Raw genomic sequence first — 15570 nt, forward strand, 5'->3', positions numbered from 1 at the left:
ATGGAAGTACAGCGTAATTTTTTTATTTTTGCATTTTTATTTATTTCTTTTTTAGTATGGCAGGCGTGGAAAAATCAATCATTTTTAAAGAACAATAAAATTGAAAAAAATAATATAAATTTAAATATTTATCCTACAAAAAAAAATAATCAAAACAAAATTACGATTAATAATGATGTAATTAGTTTAGTTGTTAATATGTATGGAGGTGATATAGAAGAAGCTAGTTTGTTGTCTTATAAAAATAAATTAAATTCCTCTAAACCATTAAAATTATTAGAAACAGCATCAGATTTTATTTATCAAGCGCAAAGTGGTTTAATTGGAAAAGATGGACCAGATAATGCAGAAAACAACAATAAAAGACCACTTTATCATTCAAAAGATGTTTTTTTTGCTTTGAAAAATAATGAAAAAGAATTACGTGTTCCAATAACTTTTATTAAAGATAATATTATTTATACTAAAACTTTTATCCTCAAACCAGGTAAATATGATATTCAAATAGAATATAATATAGATAATTTTAGTAAAAATAATTTGCAATTATATATGTTTGGACAACTTAAACAAACCATTAAACTTCCTAAAAAACGTGATATTTATAGTAGCAATTTCGCTTTACAGACATATCGAGGAGCTGCTTATTCTAGCACTGATGTAAAATATAAAAAATATAAATTTGATAAAATTTCTGAAAATCAACAATTACATATTTTTACAAAAAGCGGTTGGGTTGCAATGTTACAACAATATTTTTCTGTAGCTTGGATACCTGAAGATAACGTAAATTTCAACACTATTTATACATCTTATATTAATCATAATATTGCTACTATTGGATATAAATCTCCTCTTATTAATATTCCTTCCAACTCTCAATCTGTTATAAAATCAAAATTATGGATAGGACCAGCAATACAAAAAGAAATGGCATTAGTAGCTCCAAATTTAGATTTAACCGTAGATTATGGATGGCTTTGGTTTTTATCTCAACCATTATTTAAATTATTAAGTTTTTTACATAATATTGTAGGTAATTGGGGTTTTTCTATTATTTTGATTACATTTATTATGAAAGCTATAACTTATCCTTTAACAAAAGCACAATATATTTCTATGGCAAAAATGCGTCAATTACAACCTAAAATTAATGAAATAAAGAAAAATTTTGGTAATAATAAACAGCGTATGAGCCAAGAAATGATGAGTTTATATAAACAAGAAAAAATCAATCCGTTAGGTGGCTGTTTACCTGTTTTTATACAAATGCCTATTTTTTTGTCTCTTTATTATATGTTAATTGGATCAGTCGAACTCCGTCATGCCCCGTTTTTATTATGGATTAAAGATTTATCTGATCAAGATCCTTATTATGTTTTACCAGTTCTTATGGGTATTACAATGTTTTTAATTCAAAACACTTCATCTAATAATATTTCTGATCCATTGCAAAAAAAAATAATGTATTTTATGCCTATTATTTTTACAGTATTTTTTTTATGGTTCCCTGCAGGATTAGTTTTATATTATATAATTAGTAATTTAGTTACTATTATACAACAAAAAATTATTTTATTTAATTTTAAAAAGAAGAAGTAGTTTAAATAAAGATTTTATTTTAAATAAGAAAGTATTCTATGATACAAGATGATACCATTATTGCTCAAGTTACTTATCCAGGAAAAAGTGCCGTTGGAATATTACGAATTTCTGGAATTCATGCAAAACAAGTTGCTATAAATATTTTGGGTAAAATACCTAAACCAAGGTTTGCTACTTATTCAAAATTTTTCAATAAAAACAATGAGGTTTTAGATCAAGGGATATCTTTATGGTTTCCCGGTCCTTACTCATTCACTGGTGAAGATGTATTAGAGTTACAAGGTCATGGTAGTCCACTTGTAATGGATTTATTAATTAAAAGTATTCTATCTATAAAAAATACAAGATTAGCTAAACCAGGTGAATTTTGTGAGCGTGCATTTTTAAATGGAAAAATTGATTTAATTCAAGCAGAGGCAATTGATGATTTAATTAATTCCGAAACTGAATCTATGCTGAAAGCTTCATTAAATTCTTTACAAGGAAGATTTTCATCTTATATACGAAAATTAATAAAAGTGCTTATTAATTTTCGTGTTCATATTGAATCTAGTATAGATTTTTCAGAAGAAGAAATTAATTTAAATGTTGATAGTGTTATTTATGATCATTTTCATAAATTAAATAGTCATTTTTTACAAATAAAAAAAACAGTTACAAATGAAAGTGTTATACGAGAATCTAAAAAAATAATCATTGTAGGCCCTCCTAATGCTGGAAAGTCTAGTATATTAAATGTTTTATCTTCACGTGAACGAGCAATTGTTACCAATATTCCTGGAACAACACGTGATCTTCTTTATGAATATATTAATATTAATGGTTTTGTATGTGAAATTATTGATACTGCAGGTTTTCATGAAACTAAAGATGAAATTGAAAAAATCGGAATTACGCGTGCTTGGGAAGCAATTAAAAGTTGTGATCATATTTTATTTGTAATAGATAAAACCATTAAACTTGAAAATCAAAAAAAAATATCAGATGATTTTATCAAAAAAATTACTTCTTATAACAACTCTATACAAATAACTTTTGTTTTAAATAAAATTGATTTATTAAAAGATAATTTTGGAATTAAAAAAATTGGCAATTTTTATTTTATTAGTGTTTCTGCACTTACAGGTCAAGGTATAGATATATTAAAAAAACATATTATAAAAATAGAAAAAAACAAAGAAAAAGAAAGTTTATTTATTGCTAGACGACGTCATATTCATCAAATTGATTTATCTTATAATGAATTTTTAAAAGCACAAAAAAATTGGTTTAAATATAAAAATATTGAATTACTAGCAGAATCATTAAGTTTGATAAATAAATTAATGGGAGAGATAACGGGTTCTTTTTCTTCAAATGATTTGTTAAATTGTATTTTTTCTACATTTTGTATAGGTAAATAATACAATTTATGCCCGGAGGCGGAATTGAACCACCGACACGGGGATTTTCAGTCCCCTGCTCTACCGACTGAGCTATCCGGGCATTTTCTACATTAAATCATCAAAGATAAAACTTTGTCAATACTTTTTTTATAACAAGCAAACTTTAGTTTTGCTTATTTAGAACCCTTGTTTAATAAATATTTAAAAAAAAATCATTAAAAATAATTTTTACCCTTGAAAGTTTCATAAAGATCCCTATATTTAGTATTAAAGATAAAACATCAAAAAAAGAAAAAATAATTTTTTTAAAATAAACAGGATTATTGACAGGAGTATTATATGAAAATTCGTCCATTGCATGATCGTGTGCTTGTAAAACGTCAAGAAGCAGAATCTAAATCTGCAGGCGGCATTGTTCTTACAGGTTCTGCGGCAAGTAAATCTAATCGCGGGACAGTTACAGCAGTTGGTAATGGTCGTATTTTAGACAACGGTGAAATTAAACCATTAGATGTTAAAGTTGGTGATGTTGTAATTTTTAATGAAGGTTATGGTGCAAAAACAGAAAAAATTGATAACGAAGAATTATTAATTTTAACTGAAAGTGACATTTTAGCAATTGTTGAATAGTAAACTATGCTTATCCATAAAAAATAATATATTTAAGGAAATGTTAAAATGGGCGCTAAAGATGTAAAATTTGGAAATGAAGCTAGAATTAAAATGCTTCGTGGAGTCAATGTATTAGCTGATGCAGTTAAAGTAACTTTAGGACCAAAAGGTAGAAATGTAGTTTTAGATAAATCTTTTGGAGCACCTAGTATTACTAAAGATGGTGTTTCAGTTGCTCGTGAAATCGAATTAGAAGATAAATTCGAAAATATGGGAGCTCAAATGGTAAAAGAAGTTGCATCTAAAGCCAATGATGCAGCAGGAGATGGAACTACAACAGCAACATTATTAGCACAATCAATAGTTAATGAAGGTTTAAAAGCAGTAGCTGCTGGAATGAATCCTATGGATTTAAAACGAGGTATTGATAAAGCGGTTATTAATGCTGTTGAAGAGCTAAAAAATTTATCTGTACCATGTTCTGATTCTAAAGCAATTACACAAGTTGGTACTATTTCTGCTAATGCTGATGAGAAAGTAGGTGCTTTAATTGCTGAAGCAATGGAAAAAGTTGGTAACGATGGAGTTATTACAGTAGAGGAAGGTACAGGTTTACAAAACGAACTTGAAGTTGTTAAAGGAATGCAATTTGACCGAGGTTATTTATCTCCTTATTTTATCAACAAACCAGAAACTGGAATTGTTGAATTAGAAAATCCATATATTTTAATGGCTGATAAAAAAATTTCTAATGTTCGCGAAATGCTTCCAATATTAGAATCTGTTGCGAAATCTGGAAAACCATTATTAATAATTTCAGAAGATTTAGAAGGAGAAGCATTAGCTACTCTAGTAGTTAATTCTATGCGCGGAATTGTTAAGGTTGCTGCTGTTAAAGCTCCTGGTTTTGGTGATAGAAGAAAAGCTATGCTACAAGACATTTCTATTCTAACTGGTGGTTCTGTAATATCAGAAGAGCTAGCAATGGAATTAGAAAAATCGACTTTAGAAGATTTAGGTCAAGCAAAACGTGTTGTTATTAATAAAGATACAACAACTATTATTGGTGGCATCGGAGAAAAAAATGCTATCCAAAATCGTATTGCTCAAATTCGTCAAGAAATTCAAGAAGCTACTTCTGATTATGATAAAGAAAAATTAAATGAGCGTTTAGCTAAATTATCAGGTGGTGTTGCAGTACTTAAAGTAGGAGCTGCGACAGAAGTAGAAATGAAAGAGAAAAAAGCTCGTGTTGAAGATGCTTTACATGCAACTCGTGCTGCTGTAGAAGAAGGTGTTGTAGCTGGTGGAGGTGTTGCATTAGTTCGTGTTGCTGGAAAAATATCTAGTTTACGTGGTCAAAATGAAGATCAAAATGTTGGAATTAGAGTGGCTTTACGTGCAATGGAAGCTCCTTTACGTCAAATTGTATCTAATTCTGGAGAAGAACCCTCTGTAGTTACTAACAATGTGAAAGATGGAAAAGGTAACTATGGTTATAATGCTGCTACTGATGAATATGGAGATATGATTGATTTTGGTATATTAGATCCTACTAAAGTAACAAGATCTGCTCTTCAATATGCTGCATCTGTTGCTGGTTTAATGATTACTACTGAATGTATGGTCACAGATTTACCAAAAGATGAAAAGTCTTCTGATATAAACCCTTCTCCTGCTGGTGGAATGGGCGGAATGGGTGGAATGATGTAAAAAATTTTTAGTTAATCAAGATTAGAATTAATTTAAAAATTTCTTTCCTCAGATATGCTTTTCTGAGGAAAGAATGTATTTTAAACAAAAAATACTACATTTTTAAAAATTAATTAATTTTTAATAATCAAAAATATCTTAAAATTTTTTAAATATATTAAAAAATATTTACTAATATTTTTTTTATAGAGGTTGTATGAGAGTATATAAAAGTAATAATTTTCGTATTGGTTGTAAAATTATTTTTGAAAAAGAGCCATGTTTAATAGAATCCAGTGAGTTTGTTAAACCTGGTAAAGGTCAAGCATTTGTTCGCGTAAAATTAAAAAAATTATTAAAAAATCAACTAATAGAAAAAACATTTAAATCAACAGATTCATTAGAAATAGCTGATATTTTAGAGTGCAAATTATCTTATTTGTATAATGATGGTAATTTTTGGTATTTTATTGATGATAATACTTTTGAAGATTTTTCAATAGAAAAAAAAATTGTAGGATCAAGTGCAAAGTGGTTATTAGAGCAAGATACTTGTATTGTTACATTTTGGAATAACAAACCAATTTTTATTACACCGAATATTTTTGTGGAATTAAAGGTAGTAGATACAAGAGTAACTTTAAAGGGTGAGGCTATAAATGCTAGTACTAAGCTGGCAAAATTAAGTACAGGAGCAATTGTAAAGGTTCCATTATTTATTCAAGTTGGATCTTTTATTAAAGTAGATACGCGATCTGGTGAGTATATATCAAGAATAAAATAAAAACAAATAAACTAATATTCATCACCTTTAACATATTGCCTATAACTATCCCATTCAAAGGTTAACCATAAACTATTTCCTAGTCGCATTCTATCAATTACCCTCTCTCCTAATAAATTTTTCATACCCTTGTGATCTAAGTTAGAAAGCATACCAGTTGATCGTTTTGATGATGATCGTCTATCAACAATTTGATTTATAATTACTTTTTCATATCTGGATTCAGTTTGCATACCAATTTCATCAATCATTAACAAATCTACGCTACTGAGATGATTTAATAAATTTTCTTCAGTAATATTACTCGTCCCACTAAATGTACCTTTCATGTTAGACATTAAATCTGCCACTGTTACAATTAAAATACTTTTTCCGTGTAAAATTAAGTAATTTCCTATAGCTGATGCTAAATGATTTTTACCAGTTCCAGGACGTCCTGAAAAAATAAAACTTGCAATATTTTCATGAAATTCCTCAGCATATCGTTTTGCTGCTTTAAGTACTTTTCTTTGACCTTCATGTTCAATTTTATAATTTTCAAAAGAACAATTCATATATAATTCACGAATTCCAGATCTTCCTAATACTCTTTGCATTTTCATTGCTTTATTTTCACGTGATATCGATTCAGAAGATATTCTTCCTTGTTCCTGATTCCAAGCTAATAAATCTTGATCATTTTCAAATTTAGGTTTAATATTTTTAGGCATAATTCGTTGTAAACGTTTAAAAAAATCAGCATAAAATGTCATTATTTTCCTCTAAATCCTTCAGGTGTTTTTTGATCAGGTTCTGGTATATAAGTTATATCCTTCTGTTTTTTAAGTATATTAAAAGAACGAACTCTTTGTAAGCTTCTTGCTAATTTTTGTTCCCATTGTACATGGTAAAAAAAACAACCTTCAACTTCCCAATAATTAATAAAAGCATTAAGTTCATGTTTAGATACTTCTTCTTCTAAAATTATTCCCCATAATGCTGCTTTTTGAATAAAATCTTTATCAGGGGTCCATGTTGAATACATAGAAAACTTTTTTTTCATTTTTTGTTCTTTTTTTATATCTTCTTTTTGAAAATTATATTCAATATTAAATATTTTTTTTAATATTGATGGAGTAATAACATAAAACAAAATTTTTTTATTTTCTGATATTGATAAAGTACTATTTTCATTTGACTTTATAATTTGAGTAGGATTTTTACAAAATAGATCTAAACTTATATTTTTTGAGACTAAAATTTTCATAAAAATTTATATCCTATTAAATTAATTAATATTTTTTAATTTTATATTTTCGTGTTAAAAATATAAAGATAGCATGCGATGTGACGGGTAATTTTTTTTTTATATAAAGTGAAATGATTTGATATTGTTACAAATTCATTTTTTTTTGTTTCTATATAAATCATTGATTGATTTTTTATCCATTTTTTTTTCTCTAATAAAACAATTGTTTTTTCTATTAACTTTGCGTTATATGGTGGATCTATAAATATTATATCATATGTTTTTTTTGGTTTTTTTAACCAATTTAAAGTATTTGTATGTATAATTTCTATATTATATATATTTAATTTTTTTACGTTTTGTTTTAAATAAATTATATTATTTTTTTCTATTTCTAATAAAGTAACAAATTTAGCATTACGAGATATAGCTTCTAAAGCTAATGCACCGCTACCTGCAAAACAATCCAAACAACTAGCGTTTTCAATGTATTTAGAAAGCCAATTAAAAAGTGTTTCTCTTATTCTGTTAGTTGTTGGGCGTATCTTTGAGTCATTTTGAAAAGATAATTTTCTTCCTTTTAGCGCACCTGAAATAATATAAACCTTTCCTTTTTTTTTAAAAAAAGAATTATACATTTTATTAGATTATATAAGTTAGTGATATAATTTATTTTATTATTAAATATAATTTAAATAAATATTTAATTTTTAATTTTTTAAAATAAAAGTAAAAAATTTAATTTTTTAATTAAGGAGTTAGTCAAATGAATGACAACAAAAAAAATAATTTATTTTCTTGGATTAATTCAAAAATAATCAAAAAAAATAAAGTTAATTTAAATAAAGATAATACAGATAATGCTACAGATTCTATTACCAAAGACAATTCTAATATAAAAATGAATTTTTTTTTTAAATTAAAAGAAAGTTTAAAAAAAACTAAAAATTTTTTTGGAAATAAAATTAATCGTATTTTTTCTCTTAAAAGTATAGATAAAGCTTTATTTGAAGAATTAGAAGATACTATGATTTTATCTGATATTGGTATTAATACTACTGAAAAAATTATTCAAGGGCTTATTAATGATACTAATCGTAAACAATTAAAAGATCCAAAAGAAGTATATTTTATTCTAAAAGAACGAATGCATTTTATTTTAAAAAAAGTAGAAAAACCTCTTATCATCAGGAATAAAATTCCGTTTGTTATATTATTAGTTGGTGTAAATGGAACAGGAAAAACTACAACTGCTTTAAAATTAGCAAAAAAATATAAGTTAGATGGAAAATCTGTTATGTTAGCAGCAGCAGATACATTTCGTGCTGCAGCAATAGATCAATTAAAAATATTAGCAAAAATGCATGATATTCCAGTAATAGCACAAATTTTTAAAGCTGATCCAGCTGCAGTAGCATTCGATGCATTAAAATCTGCTATTTCTAAAAAAACTGATGTTTTAATTATCGATACAGCGGGAAGATTACATAATAAGCAACATTTATTGGAAGAATTAAAAAAAATAGTAAGGGTTATAAAAAAATTAAATACATCTGCTCCAGATGAAATAGTTTTAGTAATTGATGCATGTAATGGACAAAATACAATTAATCAGACAGAAATGTTTCATAAATCACTAAATGTAACTGGCTTAATTATTACAAAGTTAGATGGAACAGCTAAAGGAGGAGTAATTTTTGCGTTATCAGATAAATTTTCTATTCCTATTCGTTATATTGGTATTGGTGAAAAATCAACTGATTTAATTGTTTTTAATAGTGATGATTTTATTAATTCTATTTTTAATGACATGAAATAATCATTTTTTAAAATTTTAAAATATGAATAATTTATATTATTAATTTTATTTTAATATTAATATAGTTAATATTTATATAAGTTTTTGATTTTAAATTTTAATCAAAGTATGATTAAAATATTTAATATACTTATAATTGATTTAATATTTTTTTATTCGGGAATTAACATGATTAATAAAGTACAGATTTTGTCTGTAACATCATTAGGTAATTTGGAAGCTTACATTAGAATAGCCAACTTATGGCCTATGTTATCTATTGAAGAAGAAAAATTATTAACTCAACGTTTACGTTATAATAGTGATTTAGATGCTGCTAAAACTTTAATTCTTTCTCATCTTAGATTTGTTATTCATATTTCACGTAATTATTCTGGATATGGTTTGCTTCAAGCCGATTTAATACAAGAAGGAAATATAGGTTTAATGAAAGCAGTTCGTAGATTTAATCCAGAAATTGGAGTACGTTTAGTTTCTTTTGCTGTTCATTGGATTAAATCTGAAATACATGAATATGTACTTAGAAATTGGAGAATTGTAAAAGTAGCAACTACTAAGTCTCAAAGAAAATTATTTTTTAATTTAAGAAAAAGTAAAAATAGATTGGGTTGGTTTAATCAGGAAGAAATTGAAATAGTTGCACGGGAGTTAGGTGTAAGTACTGCAGATGTTAAAGAAATGGAAGCTCGTATGTCAGCTCAGGATGTAACTTTTAATCCATTTCCAGATGAAGATTTGAAAGATGGTAAATATAATAATTCAAATATGTTATATTTACAAGATAAAAAATCTGATTTTGCAAATGGATTCGAACAAGATAATTGGGATGAACATGCAACGCATAAATTAAATAATGCTTTGTTAAGTTTAGATAAACGTAGTCGTGATATTATTCAATCTAGATGGCTTAACAATAGTAAAAAAAATACTTTACAAGTGCTAGCAAATAATTATGGAATTTCTGCAGAACGTGTACGTCAATTAGAAAAAAATGCTATGAAAAAATTAAAAATAGCTATAGAAAATTAAATTGAATATAAAAATCACTAGTTTTATTATATTTTTATATAGAGTATGAGACTATTTTATAAAACTAAAAACTCATACTCTTTTATATATAAAATAAATATAAATTTTTTATTCTACTGTAACAGATTTTGCAAGATTTCTAGGTTGGTCTATATTTGTTCCTTTAATTAGAGCAATATAATATGCAAGTAACTGTAACGGAATGATATAAAAAATAGGGGCTATGATTTCTTCAACATATGGTAATTTTAAAACTGTTATATTTTTTTCTAAATTTATTTCTTCATCAGAAAAAATGTATATTAAACCGCCTCTTGCACATATTTCTTGAATGTTTTGTTTTGTTTTTTCAAGTAATGAATTTTTTGGAGCTGTAATAATAATAGGTACGTTTTTATCAATTAACGCAAGAGGTCCATGTTTTAATTCTCCTGAAGGATAAGCTTCAGCATGAATATAAGAAATTTCTTTTAATTTTAATGCTCCTTCCATAGCTATAGGATATTGATCACCTCTTCCAAGAAATAGCATATTTTTTTTATTATATATTTTTTTAGCTAAGTTTTTAATTTCTTTATTTTTTTTTAAAATTTCTTCAATTCTATACGGTAAAATAGTTAATATTTTTACAATTTGTTTTTCAATATTATTTTCTTTTTTTTTAATACCGACTATTTTTGCTACTAGCATTAATAAAACAGTTAATTGTGTAGTAAAAGATTTTGTAGAAGCAACTCCTATTTCAATTCCAGCTTTAGTTAACAAGCACGTATCAGATTCTTGTACTAAAGATGAACCTTGCATATTGCATATAGTTAAATTTCCTAAATATCCTAATTTTTTAGAAATTCTTAATGCTCTTAAAGTGTCTGCGGTTTCACCCGATTGAGATAAAGTAATAAAAAAACTTTTTTTTCTTACTGCTAATTTGCGATAAGAAAATTCAGATGCTACTTCAACATCACATGGAATATTAGCAATTGATTCAAACCAATGTTTAGATACCATCGCAGCATGATAAGACGTTCCACATGCAACTATTTGAATATGTTCTAAATGTAAAAAAATGTTTTTTTCTTTTAATCCTAATTCTGGAAAATATATAGTTGTATTGTTTTTTAAACGGTTTTTCAAAGTATTACGAATAGATATAGGTTGTTCATATATTTCTTTTTCCATATAATGTTTATATTTTCCTTTATTAATACATTCATATTTAATGTTAGATTTAACTATTTTTCTTTGAATTATTAAATTATTTTTGTCAAAAATTTTAATTTTTTCTGATTTTATAATAGCAATATCTCCCTCTTTTAAATATATAAAACGTTTTGTAATATTTAACAATGCAATTTGATCTGAAGCTATAAAATTTTCTTCTACACCTAATCCAATGATTAATGGGCTTCCAGAACAAACAGCAATTAATTTTGATGAATTATTGCTATCCATAATAACCATACTATAATTTCCATGTAATTTTATTAAAATATTGCTTATAACTTCTAAAAGAGGTTTGCCTGTTTTTTTTTGTTCCCAATGTAACAAATGCACAATAACTTCAGTATCTGTTTCAGAATAAAATATATAACCTTTTTTTTCTAAGAATGATCGAAGTTGTAGACTATTTTCAATAATACCATTATGGACAATGGCAATATGTGAAGAGATATGTGGATGTGTATTTTCTTCTGAAACTTTACCATGAGTAGCCCATCTAGTATGAGCTAGACCAATGGTTCCAAACAGTTTTTTATTTTTTATTTTTTTTATTAATTCATTGACTTTTCCTACGGATCTAAATCGGATAAAATTATTATTTTTATTTATTAGAGCTAATCCAGAAGAATCATATCCTCGATATTCTAATCGTTTAATACTTTGAAGAAGACAATTAATTATATTACGTTGTGTTACTGCAGCAACAATACCACACATATACATCTACCCTTATTTTATTGTAAGATAATTTTTATTAATTAGGAGTTTTTTTGGCGTTTTTACTAGAATTAATCCAATTTTTTTTATATTTTTGTTCCTTATTATTATAAACTAAACATGGTTTATCTACATTTTTTATTACTGTAGTTCCTGCTGCAATAGTTGTATTTTTTGAAATTTCAATAGGGGCAATTAATTCTGTATTTGAACCTACAAAAACATTATCACCAATGATAGTTTTTGATTTTTTAAAACCATCATAATTACATGTAATACTACCTGCACCGATATTTACTTTAGAACCAATTTCAGAATTACCAATGTAACTAAGATGTTTTATTTTTGTTTTTTTTTCTATAATACTATCTTTGATTTCAACAAAGTTACCTATATGTGTTTCGTTTTTTAATATGGTATTATTTTTTAGATGACAAAAAGGTCCTATTATACAATTTTTTCCTATTTTGACATTTTCTATAATTGTATATTCTTTAATACAAGAGTTGTTATTAATAAAACTATTTTTAATTACAGAACCTACTCCAATTTTGATATTATTTCCTAAAATAACATTGCCTTCCAATATAACACCAGTATCTATTTCTATGTTTTTCCCGTGTTTTAATGTTCCTCTTAAATTAAAATGAGATGGATCTTTTAACATAACACCAGCAATCATTAAATTTTTTATTCTTTCTTTTTGAATGATTTTTTCTAAAGCAGATAATTGTAATTGATTATTTATACCTAATATTTCTTTATGATTTAAAGTTTCTACTGTTTTAATAATATTTCCTTCTAAATTAGCCCAGTAAACAATATCTGTAGCATAAATTTCTTGACTAATATTATTTGTATTAATTTTTGATAGCCATCTTTTTAAATCTTTTCCATTTGCTATAAATGTTCCTGAATATACTTCTTTAATTAATTTCTCTTTATTATTTGCACATTTAGTTTCTATGATACTTATTACTTTATTGTTTTTTCTTAAAATTCTCCCATATCCATCTGGATTTTTTAAATTACTAATTAGCAAACTTAGATTTGATTTTTTTTTAGATTTTTGTAGTTTTTTTATAGATTTATCTGAAATAAATGGCATGTCTCCGTAAAGAACAATAATGTTTTCATTGTCTGAAAAATTTTTTGATGCTACAATTATGGCGTCTCCTGTACCCTTTTGCTGTTTTTGAACTACTAGTTCTACAGGGATATTTTTGTTTATAGATAATATTTTTTTCAAATCATTTGTACAAACCAATATTATTTTTTTAGGTTTAATAGATTTTGCTGTATTTAACACATGTTCTAATATTGTTTTCCCGCCTAATACATGTAATACTTTTGGGTAATTAGATTTCATTCTACTACCTTTTCCAGCAGCTAATATAACAATAGTTGTTTCAGTTTTTGACATATATATCCTTTTAAATATTTTATACTAGTACAATATATATTTTTTTAATTTACTTTGTTTAAAATATTATTAGAGTTATAAAATTATGATAAGTATTTTATAAGTATGAATTAATTATCAAAGTATTTTTGGCATCAAATATATTATTTATATTAAGGTTTATTATGTATCGAATTATTACAGTAGATCTAGATGGAACTTTGTTATCCCCAGAAAATAAAATAACAAAATACACTAGAAAAATCATAAAATTATTAATAAATAAAGGTTTTTATATTATTTTTGCATCAGGTCGTCATCATATTGATATGATGCGTATTCGAGACAATTTAAATATTAAAATTTTTATGATTACTTCTAATGGTGCTAAAGTCTATAACTTAGATGACAAATTAATTTTTGAAAACAATCTAAATATGAATATTGCTTCAAAACTTACTTTTTTAAAATTTTCAGATTTAGATATTATTACGCAAGTATATAGAGATAATCAATGGTATATAAATAACACTAAAACTCAAAATAATTTTTGTCCAAGTTTGTCATCACTTAAATATGAATATTTTCATCCAGATAGATTTGATTTTAGAAAAATTAGCAAAATATTTTTTACAAGTAATAATTTTAAAAAATTATTTAGACTTGAAAAAGATATTATTAGTTTGTTTGGTAACAAAGTAAATATTAGTTTTTCTTCGAAAGGATGTTTAGAAGTCATATCTGGAAAAACTTCTAAAGGATATGGGTTAAAATTAATATCTAATATTTTAGGTGTTTCTTTAAAAGAATGTATTACTTTTGGTGATGGAATGAATGATTATGATATGTTGAATATTTCTGGAAAAGCATGCATTATGCAAAATGCTGATCTACGTTTAAAAAAATCCTTACCACATGCTCAAGTTATTGGTAGTAATAAAGACGATGGTGTAGCAGTATTTTTAGATGAAATGTTTATTTTATCAAATAGTTAAATATATAAAAAATTTTATTTTATTAATATTTAAAATTTTTAAAAAATTCAGGTTGTAATATATTACGAATAAATTTTAAATGAGTATTAGCATGTGAGCATATAGAAAAAATAAAATTTTGTATAGTTGATTCCTTTTGCTCACCATTTCTTACAGCAGCATATAGTCTTTTCCATATACCCTTCCCTATTTTTTTAGATACAATTAAGTTTTGTTTTTCAAAATTATTTACTATCCAATGTGGTAAAGCAGCAATTCCCATTTTTGCCGACACCATTTGTATAAGAAGAGAAGTGTTGTTTACATTTTTAAATATGGGAATTATTCCTGCTGGTTTTAAAAATAACTTCCATATGTCTAATCTTTGACGTTCTACCGGATATATCATTAATACTTCAGATGCCAAATCTTCTGGAGTAATTTCTTTTTTCTCATTAGCTAAAGGATGACTTGGAGATAAAATTAATCTAACCTCAAAATCAAACATAGGTATATAAATTAAATCATTTTTAGGTAAAACCTCAGAAGTTAATACAACATCTAATTTTCCTTGTTGAAGAGAAGGTTGGGGACTGAAAATCATATCAGAATAGAAGTCTATTTTAACTTTAGGCCAATTTTTATGAAAAATTTTCAGTGCTGGTGTTAACCAATGAATGCAACTATGACACTCAATGGAAAGTTTAATAACGGTTTGATAAGCATATTTACATTTTTTTATTGCTTTGTCTATTTTAGGTAATATTTCTTTAGAAAGTTTTAGTAAAATTTTCCCTTGAATAGTAAATTTTAAAGGTTTTGTTTTTCTAATAAATAATTTAAAACCTAATCTTTTTTCTAATTCATTACATTGATGAGAAATAGCTGACTGTGTTTGATGTAATTGAATTGCAGCAGAGCTTAATGAATCGCTATTTTTTAAAATTTGTAACGTTCTTAAATGTTTTATTTCAATCATGAGACTCCTTCATATCGAGAATTAAATATTTGCGCTTGCGTATTTTATTTAATACTAGAATTATAAGAGATCTATTTTAAATAAATCAATTATTAATAACACTAAATGATTTTTTAGTAAATA

The 15570-nt window shown here is 25.5% G+C and carries 14 protein-coding genes and 1 tRNA gene; 8 read left to right on the forward strand and 7 right to left on the reverse strand.

The features are described 5' to 3' along the window. Positions 1-1602: a membrane protein insertase YidC gene (yidC, locus tag D9V64_RS00080; RefSeq protein ID WP_158366219.1), complete on the forward strand. Its 1602-nt coding sequence runs from the start codon at positions 1-3 to the stop codon at positions 1600-1602. 38 nt (positions 1603-1640) lie between these two features. Continuing rightward, complete coding sequence (gene mnmE / locus D9V64_RS00085) at positions 1641-3008, forward strand: tRNA uridine-5-carboxymethylaminomethyl(34) synthesis GTPase MnmE (protein ID WP_158366220.1); 1368 nt, start codon at positions 1641-1643, stop codon at positions 3006-3008. 9 nt (positions 3009-3017) lie between these two features. Here the strand turns inward: mnmE and D9V64_RS00090 are convergent. After that, positions 3018-3090 (reverse strand) — tRNA-Phe (locus D9V64_RS00090). 239 nt (positions 3091-3329) lie between these two features. Between D9V64_RS00090 and D9V64_RS00095 the strand changes: the two genes are divergently transcribed. From D9V64_RS00095 to efp, 3 genes are all read left to right on the forward strand, one after another. Continuing rightward, positions 3330-3620, forward strand: a complete 291-nt coding sequence (locus D9V64_RS00095) for a co-chaperone GroES (protein ID WP_158366221.1) — start codon at positions 3330-3332, stop codon at positions 3618-3620. A gap of 48 nt (positions 3621-3668) precedes the next feature. After that, the gene (gene groL, locus D9V64_RS00100; protein ID WP_158366222.1) at positions 3669-5315 is read left to right on the forward strand and encodes a chaperonin GroEL; all 1647 of its coding nucleotides are present in this window, start codon (positions 3669-3671) and stop codon (positions 5313-5315) included. Positions 5316-5511: 196 nt separating this feature from the next. Further along, positions 5512-6078 carry an elongation factor P gene (efp, locus tag D9V64_RS00105; protein ID WP_158366223.1) on the forward strand — a complete coding sequence of 189 codons (567 nt, stop codon included), beginning with the start codon at positions 5512-5514 and terminating at the stop codon, positions 6076-6078. 11 nt (positions 6079-6089) lie between these two features. Here the strand turns inward: efp and dnaC are convergent, their stop codons facing one another. The 3 genes from dnaC to rsmD are packed head-to-tail and all read right to left on the reverse strand — an operon-like array spanning position 6090 to position 7944. Beyond that, positions 6090-6830 (reverse strand): DNA replication protein DnaC, encoded by a 741-nt coding sequence (gene dnaC, locus D9V64_RS00110; RefSeq protein WP_158366224.1) that lies wholly within the window; start codon positions 6828-6830, stop codon positions 6090-6092. Beyond that, positions 6830-7324: a DnaT-like ssDNA-binding domain-containing protein gene (locus D9V64_RS00115; RefSeq protein WP_158366225.1), complete on the reverse strand. Its 495-nt coding sequence runs from the start codon at positions 7322-7324 to the stop codon at positions 6830-6832. Before D9V64_RS00115 ends, dnaC begins: the two co-directional genes overlap by 1 nt. A 41-nt stretch (positions 7325-7365) precedes the next feature. Then, entirely contained in the window at positions 7366-7944 is a 579-nt protein-coding gene (rsmD, locus tag D9V64_RS00120; protein ID WP_158366226.1) for a 16S rRNA (guanine(966)-N(2))-methyltransferase RsmD, read from the reverse strand. Positions 7945-8072: 128 nt separating this feature from the next. On the opposite strand from rsmD, the gene ftsY reads away from it, so the two are divergent. Then, positions 8073-9125, forward strand: a complete 1053-nt coding sequence (gene ftsY, locus D9V64_RS00125) for a signal recognition particle-docking protein FtsY (RefSeq protein ID WP_158366227.1) — start codon at positions 8073-8075, stop codon at positions 9123-9125. A 168-nt stretch (positions 9126-9293) separates the two neighbouring features. Further along, positions 9294-10154, forward strand: a complete 861-nt coding sequence (rpoH, locus tag D9V64_RS00130) for an RNA polymerase sigma factor RpoH (protein WP_158366228.1) — start codon at positions 9294-9296, stop codon at positions 10152-10154. A gap of 108 nt (positions 10155-10262) precedes the next feature. Here rpoH and glmS read toward each other — a convergent pair whose 3' ends face one another. Further along, a complete protein-coding gene (gene glmS, locus D9V64_RS00135; RefSeq protein ID WP_158366229.1) occupies positions 10263-12092 on the reverse strand; it encodes a glutamine--fructose-6-phosphate transaminase (isomerizing) in 1830 nt (609 codons plus the stop codon). Between the two features lie 37 nt (positions 12093-12129). Next, on the reverse strand, positions 12130-13515 hold the full coding sequence (gene glmU / locus D9V64_RS00140) for a bifunctional UDP-N-acetylglucosamine diphosphorylase/glucosamine-1-phosphate N-acetyltransferase GlmU (RefSeq protein WP_158366230.1): 1386 nt from the start codon (positions 13513-13515) through the stop codon (positions 12130-12132). 164 nt (positions 13516-13679) lie between these two features. On the opposite strand from glmU, the gene D9V64_RS00145 reads away from it, so the two are divergent. Continuing rightward, on the forward strand, positions 13680-14489 hold the full coding sequence (locus tag D9V64_RS00145) for a Cof-type HAD-IIB family hydrolase (RefSeq protein ID WP_158366231.1): 810 nt from the start codon (positions 13680-13682) through the stop codon (positions 14487-14489). 22 nt (positions 14490-14511) lie between these two features. On the opposite strand, the gene metR is transcribed toward D9V64_RS00145, so the two are convergent. After that, positions 14512-15447: an HTH-type transcriptional regulator MetR gene (metR, locus tag D9V64_RS00150; protein WP_158366232.1), complete on the reverse strand. Its 936-nt coding sequence runs from the start codon at positions 15445-15447 to the stop codon at positions 14512-14514. Between the last annotated feature and the right edge of the window lie 123 nt (positions 15448-15570).

Origin of the sequence: Buchnera aphidicola (Aphis nerii), from assembly GCF_005083105.1 — a bacterium.
Classification (GTDB): Bacteria; Pseudomonadota; Gammaproteobacteria; order Enterobacterales; family Enterobacteriaceae; genus Buchnera; species Buchnera aphidicola_AS.

Coding starts and splice junctions, on each gene's coding strand:
- yidC (WP_158366219.1), top strand. CDS start 1: ATGGAAGTACAGCGTAATTTTTTTATTTTTGCATTTTTATTTATTTCT.
- mnmE (WP_158366220.1), top strand. CDS start 1,641: ATGATACAAGATGATACCATTATTGCTCAAGTTACTTATCCAGGAAAA.
- D9V64_RS00095 (WP_158366221.1), top strand. CDS start 3,330: ATGAAAATTCGTCCATTGCATGATCGTGTGCTTGTAAAACGTCAAGAA.
- groL (WP_158366222.1), top strand. CDS start 3,669: ATGGGCGCTAAAGATGTAAAATTTGGAAATGAAGCTAGAATTAAAATG.
- efp (WP_158366223.1), top strand. CDS start 5,512: ATGAGAGTATATAAAAGTAATAATTTTCGTATTGGTTGTAAAATTATT.
- dnaC (WP_158366224.1), bottom strand. CDS start 6,830: ATGACATTTTATGCTGATTTTTTTAAACGTTTACAACGAATTATGCCT.
- D9V64_RS00115 (WP_158366225.1), bottom strand. CDS start 7,324: ATGAAAATTTTAGTCTCAAAAAATATAAGTTTAGATCTATTTTGTAAA.
- rsmD (WP_158366226.1), bottom strand. CDS start 7,944: ATGTATAATTCTTTTTTTAAAAAAAAAGGAAAGGTTTATATTATTTCA.
- ftsY (WP_158366227.1), top strand. CDS start 8,073: ATGAATGACAACAAAAAAAATAATTTATTTTCTTGGATTAATTCAAAA.
- rpoH (WP_158366228.1), top strand. CDS start 9,294: ATGATTAATAAAGTACAGATTTTGTCTGTAACATCATTAGGTAATTTG.
- glmS (WP_158366229.1), bottom strand. CDS start 12,092: ATGTGTGGTATTGTTGCTGCAGTAACACAACGTAATATAATTAATTGT.
- glmU (WP_158366230.1), bottom strand. CDS start 13,515: ATGTCAAAAACTGAAACAACTATTGTTATATTAGCTGCTGGAAAAGGT.
- D9V64_RS00145 (WP_158366231.1), top strand. CDS start 13,680: ATGTATCGAATTATTACAGTAGATCTAGATGGAACTTTGTTATCCCCA.
- metR (WP_158366232.1), bottom strand. CDS start 15,447: ATGATTGAAATAAAACATTTAAGAACGTTACAAATTTTAAAAAATAGC.